Raw genomic sequence first — 13,574 nt, 5'->3', positions numbered from 1 at the left:
GCGCCGGGGGGAGGGGCGCCGGGGACAGCGGTCGCGGGGTGCGGGTGGTTCAGTAGGCCGCGTCGACCTCGTAGACCGCGAACGGCGTGCCGGTGCGGGTGTCCCGGTAGGGGCGCAGCGGCGCCGTGTCGTCGCGGTGTTCGGGACCGGCCTCCCAGTCCTGGAAGGCGGTCATGCTTTCCCAGCGGCTGACCACCACCAGCGAGCCGGGGTCGTGGAGCCGCAGGAGCAGTTCGTTGCCGAGCATTCCCGGCACCTTGGCGAGCCGTTCGCTGACCTGGTGGTAGGCGGCGCGTACGGCGGCCAGTTCGGTTTCGTCGCGGGCGAACTGGTACACCAGCACCCGCACCTCAGGCATCGGCGTTCGCCGCCGGTCCGGGGATGTGGGCGGTGACCTCCATGGTGTGGAAGGAGCCGCCGCTGCGGTAGGGGTGCAGCCTGGCCCGGTGCTCCAGATGGGCGGGGCTGTTCTCGAAGGCGCGGAAGCGCGGCTCGTCGAGCCAGTCGCTGACGATCCAGTAGACGTCGTCCACGGCGGTGTCCTTGCACAGCCACTGTCCGAGGTTGGCCGGGTGGCCGGTGACCGCGTCGGTGCCGCGGTGCCACTCCTCGACGAAGGCGTGCTCGGCGCCGGGCTTGAGCTCCATCCGCAGGGTGACCCGGAACGTCATCAGGAGATCCCCCCGTCGACGCTGACGGTGGACCCGGTGACGTACCGGGACAGGTCGCTGGCGAGCCAGAGGATGGCTCCGGCCACCTCGTCCGGGGTGCCGAGCCGGCCCAGCGCGGTCTTGGCGCTGTAGCGCTCGACCATCAGTTTCCGCTGGTCCTCGGGGAGCGCGTGCAGGTTCTCGGTCTCGACCACGCCGAGGGCGACGACGTTGAACCGGATGCCCTTCGCGCCGAACTCCTTGGCCAGCGACCGGTTGAGGCCGACCAGGGCCGCCTTCGTGGCGGTGTAGTGCGAGCGCAGGGGGATGCCGGCGTCCACCGCCTTGGAGCCGATGCTGACGACGGACGATCCCTCGTGGAGCAGCGGAAGGGAGTGCTGGATCACGAGGTGGGCGGCGGTGACGTTGGTGGTGAAGATCCGCTGGAACTCCTCCACCGGCAGGTCGGCGTAGGGGACGTGGCTGATCGTGCCCGCGTTGTTGACGACCAGGTCGAGGCGGCCGTACGCCGCTCCGGCCCGCTCCACCAGGGAGGCGACCTCGTCCGGCCTGCTGAGGTCGGCGCGCACGACGTGGTGGTCGCCGCCGGTCTCCTTCAGCTCTCGTTCCAGCGAACCGACGTGGTCGCTGGGCTGCCGGTAGCAGGTCACCACGTCGACGCCGGCCCGGGCCAGCGCGAGCACGATGCCCCGGCCGACGCCTCGGGTGCCGCCGGTGACGAGGGCCTTCTTGCCCTCCAGGGCCAGGTTCATGGTCTTCCTCCGTGAGGCTGGGCGGTGGGTGCGTCAGAGCAGTACGGACAGTGCGCCGCAGTTGGCGGCGAAGGCGAGGATGGCGAGCGCGCTGCGCCGCCGGTTCCACGGGCCCCAGACGGGGCGCGGGTCGACCTCGTCGAAGTTCTCCGGGAGCCGGCCGGGGTCGACGCCCTGGATCCACCGGTTGATGGGGACGTTCTTGACGAGCGAGATGGTGACGGTGGCGGCGGCGAGCAGCGCGGCGGCCAGGTACAGCAGCCGGGCCGCGGGCGGCCGGCCGCCGACGGCCAGCACCAGGTCGCCGACGAGCGTGCCGAGCAGGCAGATCGGCATCGCCGGGTCGTAGCGGGTGGCGAAGAAGGCGTGTGCGTGGACGTAGCGGTCGGGCGGCAGGGCGGCGAGCAGGGGCCAGCCGCCGAGCTGGGTGCCGAGCAGGACCCCGGCGCCCAGACCGCTCAGGAGCACCACCAGGGGCGCGAGGACTGCGGTCACCGCGGCTCACGGCGGGCGGCGGCCTCGACCTTCTCCTTGATCAGCTTCATCTGGACGGCGGTGTTGCGGTTGAGGTGCTCCGTCATGCCCGCGTCGTCCACGGGGGCCTGCGGCTTCATGTGGAAGTCCTGGATCCAGCGCATCCGCACCGCGCCGTCCTCTTCGGTGTACTCCCAGCGGATGTCCATGAACTCGAACGGGCCGGTCTCCACCCGGTACGCCTCGACCGTGCGGCTCTTCGGGTCGGGGGTGCGGCGTGAGACCCAGCTCCACACGGTGCCGTTCTCGTCGGGGTGCATGGTGAGCCGGAAGGTGACGGTGGCGCCGTCGCGCTCCAGCACCTCGGCGGCGGCGTACTCGCTGAACAGGTTCGGCCAGTTCTCCAGGTCGTTGGTGATCTCCCAGACAGTCTCCAGCGGTGCGTCGATGAGGATCGAGTTGTCGGTGTGGCCTGCCATGGGTGCGCCAGCCTTTCGTCAACGTCCGAGGACGAGAGCCGAGTTGAAGCCGCCGTGGCCGCGGGCCAGGACCAGGGCGCGGCGCAGCGGTGTGGTGCGGGGTTCGTCGGTGACCAGGTCGAGGTCGCAGCCGGGGGCGAGCTGCTCGACGCCGGCGGTGTGCGGGACGACGCCGTCGCGCAGCGCGAGCAGCGCGGTGACCACGTCCAGCGGCGCGCCGCCGCCGTACAGCCGGCCGGTGAGCACCTTGGGCGCCGTGACGGGTACGGCCCCCGGCCCGAACACCGCGCTGATCGCCCGGGCCTCGGCGAGGTCTTCGGCGGGCGTGCCGGCGCCGTCGGCGAAGACGACGTCGATGTCCCCGGGGCTGATTCCGGCGTCCGCGAGCGCCGCCTCGATGGTGCGCCGCAGGGCGGGGGGCCGGTCGGAGCCGGGGGCCGGGTCGAAGCCGGCGGCGTAGCCGAGCACGGTGCCGTACCGCTGTCCGGCGCCCCGTTCGGTGGCTCCGGCGTCGCTCTCCAGGACCAGGATCGCGCCGCCTTCGCCGGGCAGGTAGCCCGCGGCCGAGCGGTCGAACGGCAGGTAGGCGCGGGCCGGGTCGGTGACGGTGGAGAGCCTGCCGGTGGACAGCTGGGCGCTCAGTCCGTACGGGCACAGGGAGGCGTCGGTGCCGCCGGTGAGCACCAGCCGGGCGCCGCGCCGGGTGAGCCGGCGGGCCTGGCCGATGGCGTCGAGTCCGCCGGCCTGTTCGCCGCAGAGCACGCCGCACGGGCCGCGCATCTTGTGCCGGATGGACAGCTGCCCGGTGGTCGCGGCGTAGAACCAGGCGATGGACTGGTAGGCGCCGACCCAGGACGGCTCGTGCTGGTAGAGCGCCTCCATCTCGTGCTGGCCGAACTCGGTGCCGCCGGACGAGCTGGCGGTGACCACGGCCATCTCGTACTCGGGCAGCGTGGCGGGGTCGGCCCCGGCGTCGGTCAGGGCGGCCTCGGCGGCGGCGAGGGCGAGGTGGGTCCAGTGGTCGGTCTCGCGGGCGACCCGGCTGGGCACCGAGTCGGCGGCGCTGAAACCGCTCACCTGGCCGGCGAGCCGTACCGGGTAGGGCGTGGGGTCGAACCGGGTGATCCGGTCGATGCCGGACTTGCCGGCCAGCACGGCGGCCCAGTGGGCCTCCACGCCGAGCCCGGTCGGTGCGGTGACGCCGATGCCGGTGATCACCGGCGGGCGGTGCCCGTTGGACATGGTCAGCTCCTCCCGTGGGCGACCGCCCCGGGCCGCGCCAGGACCATCGCACTCTGGAACCCGCCGAAGCCGCTGCCGACCGTCAGCACCACGTCGGTGCGGTGCTCGCGGGCGGTGCGCGGGACGTAGTCCAGGTCGCACGTCGGGTCGGGGTTCTCCAGGTTGGCGGTCGGCGGTACCACCTGCCGGTCGAGGACGAGCGCGCAGGCGGCCACCTCGATCGAGCCGATGGCGCCCAGCGAGTGCCCGATCATCGATTTGATCGAGCTGACCGGGACGCGGTACGCGTGGTCCCCAAGCGCCCGCTTGAAGGCGGCGGTCTCGTGCCGGTCGTTCTGCTTGGTGCCGGAGCCGTGGGCGTTGACGTAGCCGATCGCCGTCGGATCCAGGCGGGCCTGGTCGAGGGCGATGCCGATGGCCTCCGCCATCTCGCGGCCGTCCGGCTTCAGGCCGGTCATGTGGTGCGCGTTGCTGCGCCCGGCGCTGCCGACGATCTCACCGTAGACATGGGCGCCGCGCGCCTCGGCGGCCGTCTTCTCCTCAAGCACCAGGACGGCGGAGCCCTCGCCGAGCACGAAGCCGGCGCGGTCGCGGTCGAACGGCCGGGAGGCGTGCTCGGGATCCTCGTTGCGGGCGGTGGTGGCCCGGATCGCGTCGAAGCAGGCCGCGCTGATCGGGGAGATCGGTGCGTCGGTGGCACCGGCGAGCGCCACGTCGGCGCTGCCCTCCTCGATCAGCTGGACGGCGTGCGCCACGGCGTCGATGCCGGAGGTGCAGCCGGTGGAGACGAGGGAGACCGGGCCTTCCGCGCCGGCGGCCCAGGCCACCTCGACCGCGAGCGTGGAGGGCACCATGTAGCCGTACAGGTGGGGGACACCGTACTCGTGGTCGACCAGCCAGTTGCGGCCCTGGTCGCTGAGGACGGTGTACTCCTCCTCCAGGCCCATGGTGCAGCCGACGGCGCTGCCGAGGCCGACCGCGATCCGCTCGGGGCGTACGGCGGTCAGGTCGAGTCCGCTGTCGGCGATGGCCTCGCGGGCGGACACCACGGCGAACTGGGCGGCGCGGTCCATGCGCCGGATCTCCCGGGCGGTCAGACCGGCGCCGGCCGGGTCGAAGTCCACCTCGGCGGCGACCTGGGAGCGGAACTTGGCGGGGTCGAAGAGGCTGAGCCGACGGGTCGCGGTGCGGCCCTCGGTGAGCAGCTGCCAGAACGCCTCCCTGCCGACGCCGCCGGGCGCCACCACGCCGATGCCGGTGATCACCGCCCGGCGCTCACCGCCGCCGCTCACGTGCCGCCACCCACCCGCGGGTTGGCCGCCTCCGGGTGCTGGACGCCTTCGGTGTCGACGTGCCCGAGCTCGGGGCGCGGCGCCAGCGGGGAGAGGTGGAAGACGCAGCTGGCCGTCGCGGTGCCGGCGTTCACCAGGCGGTGGCGCACGCCGATCGGGACCAGCAGGGAGTCCCCGGCCGTCAGCCGCACCGGCCGGCCGTCCAGGGTCATCTCCAGTTCACCGGTGGTGACGTGGAGGAACTCCTCGGAGTACGGGTGGTAGTGCTCGGTGATGTGGTCGCCGGGTACCAGGGTGAGCGTGCCGCCGAAGCCGGAGGTGCAGCCGACGGTCTTCGGGCTGAGGGTCACCCGGATGTCGCCGCCGCGCCTGGTGTTGGGCTCGACCTGTCCGGTGGAGACCTTCACCGTACGGGTGCCGGTGGTGCGGTCGGTGTCGGTCACTGGATCCGCCCCTCATCCTTGGTCCACACGTAGAACGGGGTCGCCATGGCGTCCTTGGGCTCCTTCCAGTCCGGGTCGTACGGGCTCACGCAGGCCGCGAGACGGGTGTTGATGTCCTGGTAGAGCGGGTGGCTGCGGGCCTTGTAGAGGTCCGGCGAGATGTCCTGGTCCGCCTCGACCAGGTGGAAGTACAGGTCGTGGAAGCGGAAGAGGGTGCGTCGGGAGACACCGACCAGGTGGGGCAGCTCGGTCGCGTCGGAGTCACCGAAGATGCTCGCGATGTCATCGGCCATGCCCGGCTTCAGCCGGGCGACGATCAGGGTGCGGTGCACTGCTGTCCTCCTGCGGATAGGGTGCCGACACCGACACGCCAGACTGTCCCCGGGCAACCTGGAGACCGGCTCAAGTACGCGTCCAGACAACGGACTTGAGGCGAACGCGAGTCGCGGGTGCTGGCATCGTGGCGTCCCGTGTGCCGACCTGTGGAGCGAGCCCATGCCCTTCGCCGCCATCACCTACGACATCAAGCCCGGCTGCGAGGCCGAACTCGCCGAGATCTTCGGCAGCTTCCGCCGCGTGAAGTCCGACCGGGTGCGCGACGCGGGCGGGCAGGACGCCGGCCGCATCCTCGCCACGGCCGTCTTCCTCCGGGACGACACCCTGGTGCGGGTCATCGAGTACGAGGGCGACCTGGACGCGGTGGCGCGTCACATGGCGTCCCAGCCGGGGGTGCGCGAGGTGGAACGGAAGCTGAAGCCGTACCTGACCCGGCCCCGGGACACCGACACCGTCGAGGGGTTCGTCGCGACCTTCCGGCGCAGCCTGCTGCGCACGGTGGCGCAGATCTCGGTACGGGACGTGCCCGCGGCGTCCTGACCGTACGTCCTGACCGAACGCGCGGATCGGGCCCGCCCCCTCCCCAGGGGGCCGGCCCGATCCGTCAACCGTGCAGTGCCGCCACGCTGTTGAGGGCGAGCGCCACCACGGCGAGAGCGCAGCGCAGCAGGTGCCATCGCCGCCACAGCGGGCGCGGGTCCGTCCAGTCGGCGGGCAGCCGTTCCGGGTCGGTGACGGCCTTGACCCGGCGGTTGATGGGGACGTTGCACAGGTGGGACACGGCGGAGACGCCGAGCAGCAGCACGGCCGCCGCCGCGGCCGGCGCTCCCCCGTCGCCGGACACCGCCCACAGGATGTCCGCCAGCGTCGAGCCGAGGACGATGACCGGCATGGTCGGGTCCCAGTTCCGGCCGAGGAGCTGGTGCGCGTAGACGTAGGTGCTGGCCGGCATCGCGAAGAGCGCCGGGAGGACGCTCAGCGCGACGGCGAACAGCACTCCGGCGGTGACGCCGCTGCCGAGCAGCGCCAGCACGCCCAGTACCGTGGTCATGGGCCGTCCCTCAGAGCCGGGCCGGATGGGTGTCCACGGTGAGCTGGGCGATGGGCCGCATGACGGCGTCACGGAAGTACGCCGCGAAGCCCTCGGCGCTGCTGGTGTCCCGCTCCTCGGCGAGGTACGGGGCCAGCCGCTCCTCCAGCAGGTGCACTCCGCGCTGGGCCGCCATGTGCCGGCCGATCGCGGCGAAATCGCCCTCGTAGTGGATGACCCGGACGAGGACGTCGTCCTTGACGAACACCCCCGTGCCGAGCAGCCGCCCGGCGGCACCGCCGTCCTCGGCGGTGTAGTCGGGGGTGTCGACCCGCTGGAAGTCGGCGAAGACCGCCGCTATCTCGTCCTCGTGGCCGGGCTTGACCCGGTAGGTGATCGCTGCGTACGGCATCAGGCGGCTCGCAGACTGAGAGCGTCGTTGACGAGGCCGAGGAACAGCCTGGGGGTCTCGACCGCGGCCACCTCGTCGTCGGACAGCTCGATCCCGAGCTCCCGGTCGAGGACACCGGTGACCTGGAGCAGGGCGAGGGAGTCGTAGCCGAGCTCCAGGAACGGGACGTCGTGGACGTCGTCCGTGTCGAGGTCGTAGGTGTCGCTGTCGCCGGCGCACTCGCGCAGCTTCTCGATCAGCTCGGGCAGGGTGAACGCGTTCATCGGGCACCTTCCTGAGGGTGGGACGGGATCGGGCGGTGGTCAGATGGCCCGCAGCAGCCGGGTGGAGGCGGGGCTCTGCGGAGGCGCGGCGAGGGCCGGGTCGGCCGCCAGCAGGGCGCTCTGCAACGCGCGCAGTTCGGGGGAGGGATCGAGTCCGAGCTCGCGGCTGAGCTGGGTGCGCAGGCGCTGGTAGGTCTCCAGGGCGCTGCTGCGGCGACCGGCCCGGTACAGCGCGATCATCAGCTGCGCCTGGAGGCCCTCGTGCAGGGGGTACTGGGCGCAGAGTCCCGCCAGTTCGCCGAGCAGTTCGTGATGGCGCCCGAGCCGCAGGTCGGCCTCGATGCGCCGGCCGAGGATGCTCAGCCGGGACTCCTCCAGGGCGCGCGCCTCGGCCTCGAGGAGCGGGCCGCACTGCACGTCGACCAGGGCGGGACCGCGTGACAGCGCCAGCGCCTGCCGGAAGACGGCGGAGGCGGTCGCGCAGTCGCCGGCCTCCATGGCGCCGTGTCCGCGCCGGGCGAGCCGGTCGAACTCGGCGCTGTCCAGCGTGCCGCCCTGGGTGTCGAGCAGATAGCCGCCGGGTTCGGTGACCAGCACGCTCTTGGAGCCGAGCGGCAGGTCGGGGGCCGGCTGCCCGTCCAGCGCGGCGGAGATGCAGCCGCGCAGCTGAAGCACGTACGTCTGCAGGGTGGTCTGGACGCTGCGCGGCGGGTCCTCGCCCCAGACCTCCTCGATCAGTGACTCCACGGACACCAGCCGGTCCGCCCGGCAGGCCAGCAGGGCCAGCACCTTGCGCGGCTTGGCGGCCGTCGGCACGACGGACACCCCCGACTGGTCGACCCGGAGCGGGCCGAGCAGGCCGATATCCATATCGCCTTCTCCCTTCGAGGTTCGCGGTGGTGCCGGGGTCAGTCGACGGCGGCGAACAGGTGCTCTTCGGCGAGCAGTTCGCCCAGCACGCGGGGAAGTTCGTCGTCGCGGACGAAGAAGTGGCCGCCGGCCAGGGTGCGGAAGTGGAAGGACGAGGTGGTCCAGCGCTCCCACTGGGCGACGGCGCCCGGGGTGGCGACCCGGTCGCTCTCCCCGGCGAACGCCCAGATCGGGCACGGCAACGGGGTACGGGCCCCCTCGCGCAGCGCCCGGCCGAGGCGGAGGTCGGCTCGGGTGGTGGCGAGCATCTCGCGCAGCCACTTGGGGCGGGCGAGGAGTTCCTCGGGCACCCCGCCGAAGGACGACAGCAGGGCCAGCAGCGCCTCGTCGTCCAGGTGGCCGGCCCCGATCAGCGGGTTGGGCAGGTCGGGCGGCATGCAGGCGCCGACCACCACGCCGACGGGCGCCCGTCGTCCGGAGCCGATCCGGTGCTCGGCGAAACGGTAGGCGACCAGGGCGCCCAGGCTGTGGCCGTAGAAGGCGTACGGGCCCTGTTCGAGGAGTGGGCCGAGGTGCTCGTCGAACTCGTCGAAGAGCGAGACGACATCGGTGATCCGGGCTTCGCCGAGCCGGCTCTCCCGGCCCGGCAGCCGGACCGGTACCACCGAGACCTGGGGGCCGATCCGGCCGGCCCAGCCGGCGAAGGCCATCGCCCCGGCCCCGGCGTGGTGGAAGCAGAACAGCCGGAGTGGCGCCCCGTCCCGCGGTCTGGCTGCGAAATACCGGTTCACGCGGCCTCCTTCGCCCCGTCGGCACCACCGGGAGGCAGTGCCCGACGATGGTGGCCAAGGACTCTGGAAGGTCACTGGACATGAACTGGAGAAGCGATCGAAGGGTCTGCGGCGTGGCGATCGACGGGGTTCTTCGGCGTACGGGGCGGCTCAGCCGGCGAGGCTGCCCCGGGCCGGCACGGCGGGTGCCGTGCCCTCCAGGCCGTAGTCGTCTACCGGCTCGCCGCGCAGGATGGCCCGCTGGAGGTGCTGGAGCACGGCGGACGGCTCCAGGCCGATCTCCTCGATCAGCGTCTCGCGCAGCTGGCGGTACACCCCGAGCGCCCGGGGTGCGCGGCCGGCCCGGTAGAGCGCGACGATCAGGTGCGCGTGGAGCGCCTCGTCCAGCGGGTGGTGCCCGGTCAGCGCGGACAGTTCGCCGATCACCTCGTGGTGCCGGCCGAGCCGCAGGTCGGCGCGGATCCGCCGTTCGAGGACACCGATCCGGGACTCCTCCAGGCGGGTGGCCTCGATGCGCAGCTGGGATCCGTGCCGTACGTCGACCAGGACCGAGCCGCGCCACAGCGCGCAGGCCGCGCCGAGCAGGGCGGAGGCGCGTTCCATGTCGCCCGCGCCGAACGCGGCGTGGCCGGCGGCGGTCAGCCGGTCGAACTCGTTCGCGTCGACCGCGGAGGGTGCCACCTCGAGCACGTATCCGCCGTGCCGGGTGGCCAGCACGTGCTCGGCGCTGCCGGGCAGTCCGCTGCGGGCGGCGGCGGCACGCAGCATGCGGCGCAGCTGGAGGATGTAGGTCTGCAGCGTGGTGGCGGCGCTGCGGGGCAGGTCCGCGCCCCACAGCTCCTCCATCAACTGGGGCACCGACACGACCCGGTTGGCGTTCAGCGCGAGCAGCGCGAGGATCTGACGCGGCTTGGCGGCCGTCGGGACGATGGACCCTCCGGAGACGGCAGCGGTCAGTGGGCCAAGGACCTGAATTTCCATTCGTGGCTCCCCCGTCTCTTTCCGCGAATGCCGGGCTGCGGGTGCGTCCGGTCATTTCGGATCTTGGCACGGGGAGCGTGCCGCGAACAGTGAGATCTTCAGGAGTCGGACAGGAGTGTGCGCCTGCGGACGGAGGTGAGATCTTCACGTGGCGGGCGTGAACTCCGCACTGGTGGATTCCGGCCGATCGCCGGATGATGGACCCGTCAACAACTCCGCCAGCAGCCCGCCGGACACGCGCAGGGCGGCGAGACCGTCACCGCCCTCGCCGAATCCGGAGTCGTACAGGGCGACGCTGATCGTGTAGCGCCCCCGCACCTCGCAGGTGTGGAAGCTCCACTCGTCGCCGGTGCCGGGCGAACCGTCAGGGAGCAGCACCTCCCGTGCCTGACGGTCCTGCGGCCCGAAGCCGAACTCGGTGAAGCGGAACCGCATGCCCTGGCCGATCGCCTTGCTGTACGCCTCCTTCAGGGTCCACAGCCGGACGAGGGCGCGGTTGCGCGCGTCCTCGGGGAGCTTGGCCAGCTCGGTCAGCTCGTGCCGGGTGCACATCTGGGCCTCGGTGCCGAGGCCGGTCATCCGGCGGTCGTTCAGCTCGGCGTCGACCCCGATCCAGCCCCGCCGGGTGAGTCCGACCACGATCAGGTCGGCGGTGTGCGTCAGGCTGATGTCGAGCTGTTCGTGACCGCGCAGGTACGGGCGTCCGCCCAGCTTGTAGGCAAGTTCCAGCGCCCCCGGCGGCTCGCCGAGGACCGCTCCGGCGGTGTGTTTGAGCATCAGCCGGGAGGCCACGAACCGGGCCTTCACCATGGGGTGCCGCATGCGCCGGAAACGGGCGTGGTCCGGCCCGAGCCGCTCGGGCAGGCCGGGGTCGCCGAGGTCGGCGGGCAGCCAGTCGTCCAGCCGGGCGTGCACCAGCGCGCTGCCGTGCCGGGAGACCGCCTCGCGCACCTGCGCCCAGGGACCGTCCGGTCCGCGTACCTGGATCGGACGGGCGAACACGCGCCGGATCCGCGGGTCGGTCACCGGGTCGAGTGAGGAGACCATTCAGACCGCCCCGACCGCGGCGAGCCGCCGGGTGAGGAGTCCGAGGATCGAGCCGACGGTGCGCAGCTCGGGCAGGATCTCCGGCATCGACAGTTCGCCCAGTTCGGGGAACCGCCGCTCCAGCTGGCACTTGAGTTCCAGCAGCATCACGGAGTCGAAGTCGAGGTCGTCCACCAGCTGGAGCTCCTCGTCCAGAGCGCCGTCGTACTCCCCTGCGCCGTCGTGCTCCGCGGGCCCCCCGGGCGCCTCGCCGTCGAGCAGTTCCGGTGTCATTCCGCTGACGCCGAGCAGGGCGAGGCGCAGCCTCGGTGCGACCGCGGCGCCGGTGACCGTGCCGGCGGTGGTGGTGCCGACCGTCATGACGCGGCCCGCCCGCCGCGGCCCGCGGCGGTCGCCCGGTCCGCGAGGTATGCGGCCAGACCCCCCACCGTCTCCGCCGCGTAGATCTCGTCGGGCTCCAGTTCCAGCCCGAAGACCTCGTCGAGCGCGCCGATCAGGCCGAGCAGCCGTACGGAGTCCATGCCGAAGTCGAGCAGCGGCCGGCCAGCGTCGTCGTCCTCGTGGATTCCGGGCGGCGCGCCCGCCTGGAGCCGCACCCCCAGCCATGCGTGCAGTTCGTGCTCGGTACCGTCCAGCGCGGTGAGCACCAGATGCCGCCGCTGCCACGTCCGGTGAGTCATCGGTCTTCCCTTTCCTCTCGTGCCGCTCGCTCTGCTCCGGGCGCGCCGGGGGCGCCGGCCAGGGGTGTGTCGTAGAGGTCGTAGCTGCGGTGCTCGCGGTACCTCGCCAACAACTCGGCGAGCAGCGGTTCCTCGTGGTCCGAGGTGGCCTTCGGCAGGCCGGTGCCGAGGCGCCGCAGCACCCGGGCGAGCGCCGCCTCCAGCCACTCCGGGCGGGCCAGGAAACCGGTGCCCGCCGACTGCTGGTGGCGCCAGACACCGAGGCAGGCGGCGCCGACCAGGATCAGCGCGTAGCGTTCGGCCAGGGCGTGGCCGCGCGGGTCGGCGAGCGCGGAGCGGCCGTCCCGGTCGAGCCCCGCGCAGCCGTCCCGGAGCAGGGCGAGTTCCCCGGCGAGCAGCCGGACGAGTTCGGCGGGCCGGTCGCCTTCGGGGCCCGGGGCGTCGGCGGCGAGCGCCAGTGAGGCGGCCAGCGGGTCGCCACCGGCCGCCGGGCTGAGCCGGCCGAGATCCAGCGGGGGCAGCCCGTCGGCCTCCAGCCGGAACAGACCGTCCACGCCCGTGGCGGCGGACGCGCACCACTCGGTGCGGGCGAGGCGGGGCAGTTGGGGGATCACCGTGGCCCGGCAGGCCGCCGAGCCGGCCGCGCCGAGCCCGATCATCGGCAGGTCGCGCACGTTCTTGCGGAAGGCGGCGTACGCCCCGTTCCGGGCGTGGAAGTCGGCGCCCAGCAGGGTCGACAGCTCGTAGGAGGTGTCGGTGAGCAGTTGCGGCAGCAGGTACTTGACGGCCGCCGCGTACAGTCCGGCGTCCTGCGGAACCAGGTGGACCGCGCGGGTCGCCACGAGTGCCAGGCAGTCGCACAGCAGCAGGTCGACGAAGGCACCGGTCAGGGTGCTCCTGGCGTGCGAGACGCGTTGCGGGCCGGTGCCGTCGTCGGCGGCGTCGCCCACCACGCCGCGGTCCACGGCGCAGGCGACCGCCGTGCGCAGTGCGGTGTCCGCGCAGCCGAGGGCCGCGGAGGGGCCGACGCCGCGCGTCACGGAGAAGATCCGCAGGACGAGTTCCAGTCCGTGTCCGGGCTCGCCGACCAGCGCGTCGGCCGGCACCGGACAGTCGCCGAACTCGATGCCCGCCACCTGGCAGCCGCGGATGCCCGAGGTCCGGTGCCGGGGAAGCGCGGTGACGCCGCCCGCGGGCAGCGCGTCCCGTTCCACGAGGAGCGCGGAGTGACTGTGCCGGCCGGTGCCGGTGCGGGCGAACAGGACCAGGGCGGCGGCGCGTTCGACGTTGTTGAGCGCCTCCTTGCGTCCGCTGAGCCGGAAGCCGCCGGGTCCGTCGCCCGCGCCGTCGGCGGTGGCGGTCAGCTCGTTGGACAGGAAGCTGCTGCCGGCCGCCAGCTCCGGGTAGGCGGAGACGAGAGGGCGCCCGGTGAGCAACAGACGGGCCACGGTTCGCCGCTGCTCCGGGCTGCCGGCCGCCCAGACCACCACCGCGGCGAGGAAGCTGGTGATGCCGTGGCCGAGCCCGAGGGCGGCGTCGCGCCGGAAGACGACCCGCATCACCCGGGCGAGGGTGTCGAGTCCGGTCAGCCGGCCGCCGAGGTCACGGGGGACGAACTCGGCGTTGAGCCCGTACCGTTCGAGCAGCCGTCCGGCCGCCGTCAGGGGCTTCCCGCGGCTGTCGGCGGCGACGAACGCGGCGACGCCGACCGGGTTGTCCGGGTCTGCGGGATCCCCGAATCCGCGCTCCAGCTCGGCGATCCGTCGCCGTACCTCGTGCTCCTGCTCGCCCACGGCTGCCCTCTCCCGCCT

The 13,574-nt window shown here is 73.0% G+C and carries 20 protein-coding genes; 1 reads left to right on the top strand and 19 read right to left on the bottom strand.

Features of this window, described 5'->3' with window-relative positions; translation table 11 throughout:
- Nucleotides 1–49: 49 nt before the first annotated feature.
- The 9 genes from ACWEJX_RS13740 to ACWEJX_RS13700 are packed head-to-tail and all read right to left on the bottom strand — an operon-like array spanning nucleotide 50 to nucleotide 5,685.
- On the bottom strand, nucleotides 50–358 hold the full coding sequence (locus ACWEJX_RS13740) for an antibiotic biosynthesis monooxygenase family protein (protein WP_451607646.1): 309 nt from the start codon (nucleotides 356–358) through the stop codon (nucleotides 50–52).
- The gene (locus tag ACWEJX_RS13735) at nucleotides 351–671 is read right to left on the bottom strand and encodes an antibiotic biosynthesis monooxygenase family protein (RefSeq protein WP_451607645.1); all 321 of its coding nucleotides are present in this window, start codon (nucleotides 669–671) and stop codon (nucleotides 351–353) included. Before ACWEJX_RS13735 ends, ACWEJX_RS13740 begins: the two co-directional genes overlap by 8 nt.
- A complete protein-coding gene (locus ACWEJX_RS13730) occupies nucleotides 671–1,423 on the bottom strand; it encodes an SDR family NAD(P)-dependent oxidoreductase (protein ID WP_451607644.1) in 753 nt (250 codons plus the stop codon). The genes ACWEJX_RS13735 and ACWEJX_RS13730 overlap by 1 nt, the downstream gene beginning before the upstream one ends.
- Before the next feature lie 33 nt (nucleotides 1,424–1,456).
- On the bottom strand, nucleotides 1,457–1,918 hold the full coding sequence (locus ACWEJX_RS13725; protein ID WP_451607643.1) for an anthrone oxygenase family protein: 462 nt from the start codon (nucleotides 1,916–1,918) through the stop codon (nucleotides 1,457–1,459).
- A complete protein-coding gene (locus ACWEJX_RS13720; protein WP_403789988.1) occupies nucleotides 1,915–2,376 on the bottom strand; it encodes an SRPBCC family protein in 462 nt (153 codons plus the stop codon). Before ACWEJX_RS13720 ends, ACWEJX_RS13725 begins: the two co-directional genes overlap by 4 nt.
- An 18-nt stretch (nucleotides 2,377–2,394) precedes the next feature.
- Nucleotides 2,395–3,618, bottom strand: coding sequence for a ketosynthase chain-length factor (locus ACWEJX_RS13715; protein ID WP_451607642.1), 1,224 nt, complete (start codon nucleotides 3,616–3,618; stop codon nucleotides 2,395–2,397).
- Nucleotides 3,619–3,620: 2 nt separating this feature from the next.
- A complete protein-coding gene (locus ACWEJX_RS13710) occupies nucleotides 3,621–4,910 on the bottom strand; it encodes a beta-ketoacyl-[acyl-carrier-protein] synthase family protein (protein ID WP_451607641.1) in 1,290 nt (429 codons plus the stop codon).
- A complete protein-coding gene (locus tag ACWEJX_RS13705; RefSeq protein WP_451607640.1) occupies nucleotides 4,907–5,353 on the bottom strand; it encodes a cupin domain-containing protein in 447 nt (148 codons plus the stop codon). Before ACWEJX_RS13705 ends, ACWEJX_RS13710 begins: the two co-directional genes overlap by 4 nt.
- A complete protein-coding gene (locus ACWEJX_RS13700; RefSeq protein WP_359517542.1) occupies nucleotides 5,350–5,685 on the bottom strand; it encodes a TcmI family type II polyketide cyclase in 336 nt (111 codons plus the stop codon). The genes ACWEJX_RS13705 and ACWEJX_RS13700 overlap by 4 nt, the downstream gene beginning before the upstream one ends.
- Nucleotides 5,686–5,848: 163 nt before the next feature.
- On the opposite strand from ACWEJX_RS13700, the gene ACWEJX_RS13695 reads away from it, so the two are divergent.
- Complete coding sequence (locus ACWEJX_RS13695) at nucleotides 5,849–6,229, top strand: SchA/CurD-like domain-containing protein (RefSeq protein ID WP_451607639.1); 381 nt, start codon at nucleotides 5,849–5,851, stop codon at nucleotides 6,227–6,229.
- A 64-nt stretch (nucleotides 6,230–6,293) separates the two neighbouring features.
- Here the strand turns inward: ACWEJX_RS13695 and ACWEJX_RS13690 are convergent, their stop codons facing one another.
- The 10 genes from ACWEJX_RS13690 to ACWEJX_RS13645 form a co-directional block, all read right to left on the bottom strand.
- Complete coding sequence (locus ACWEJX_RS13690) at nucleotides 6,294–6,740, bottom strand: anthrone oxygenase family protein (RefSeq protein ID WP_451607638.1); 447 nt, start codon at nucleotides 6,738–6,740, stop codon at nucleotides 6,294–6,296.
- A gap of 10 nt (nucleotides 6,741–6,750) precedes the next feature.
- Entirely contained in the window at nucleotides 6,751–7,131 is a 381-nt protein-coding gene (locus ACWEJX_RS13685; protein ID WP_451607637.1) for a SchA/CurD-like domain-containing protein, read from the bottom strand.
- The gene (locus ACWEJX_RS13680) at nucleotides 7,131–7,394 is read right to left on the bottom strand and encodes an acyl carrier protein (RefSeq protein WP_451607636.1); all 264 of its coding nucleotides are present in this window, start codon (nucleotides 7,392–7,394) and stop codon (nucleotides 7,131–7,133) included. The genes ACWEJX_RS13685 and ACWEJX_RS13680 overlap by 1 nt, the downstream gene beginning before the upstream one ends.
- A 39-nt stretch (nucleotides 7,395–7,433) precedes the next feature.
- A complete protein-coding gene (locus ACWEJX_RS13675) occupies nucleotides 7,434–8,264 on the bottom strand; it encodes an AfsR/SARP family transcriptional regulator (RefSeq protein WP_451607635.1) in 831 nt (276 codons plus the stop codon).
- A gap of 38 nt (nucleotides 8,265–8,302) precedes the next feature.
- A complete protein-coding gene (locus ACWEJX_RS13670) occupies nucleotides 8,303–9,055 on the bottom strand; it encodes a thioesterase II family protein (RefSeq protein ID WP_451607634.1) in 753 nt (250 codons plus the stop codon).
- Nucleotides 9,056–9,205: 150 nt separating this feature from the next.
- Complete coding sequence (locus ACWEJX_RS13665) at nucleotides 9,206–10,036, bottom strand: AfsR/SARP family transcriptional regulator (RefSeq protein WP_451607633.1); 831 nt, start codon at nucleotides 10,034–10,036, stop codon at nucleotides 9,206–9,208.
- Nucleotides 10,037–10,180: 144 nt separating this feature from the next.
- Complete coding sequence (locus ACWEJX_RS13660) at nucleotides 10,181–11,083, bottom strand: 4'-phosphopantetheinyl transferase family protein (protein ID WP_451607632.1); 903 nt, start codon at nucleotides 11,081–11,083, stop codon at nucleotides 10,181–10,183.
- A complete protein-coding gene (locus ACWEJX_RS13655) occupies nucleotides 11,084–11,443 on the bottom strand; it encodes an acyl carrier protein (protein WP_451607631.1) in 360 nt (119 codons plus the stop codon).
- Nucleotides 11,440–11,763, bottom strand: coding sequence for an acyl carrier protein (locus tag ACWEJX_RS13650; RefSeq protein WP_451607630.1), 324 nt, complete (start codon nucleotides 11,761–11,763; stop codon nucleotides 11,440–11,442). Before ACWEJX_RS13650 ends, ACWEJX_RS13655 begins: the two co-directional genes overlap by 4 nt.
- Nucleotides 11,760–13,556 (bottom strand): acyl-CoA dehydrogenase family protein, encoded by a 1,797-nt coding sequence (locus tag ACWEJX_RS13645; RefSeq protein ID WP_451607629.1) that lies wholly within the window; start codon nucleotides 13,554–13,556, stop codon nucleotides 11,760–11,762. Before ACWEJX_RS13645 ends, ACWEJX_RS13650 begins: the two co-directional genes overlap by 4 nt.
- Nucleotides 13,557–13,574 lie beyond the last annotated feature (18 nt).

This window comes from Streptomyces sp. NPDC004788 (assembly GCF_053601115.1).
This window is presented reverse-complemented; position numbering and strand designations above follow the sequence as displayed.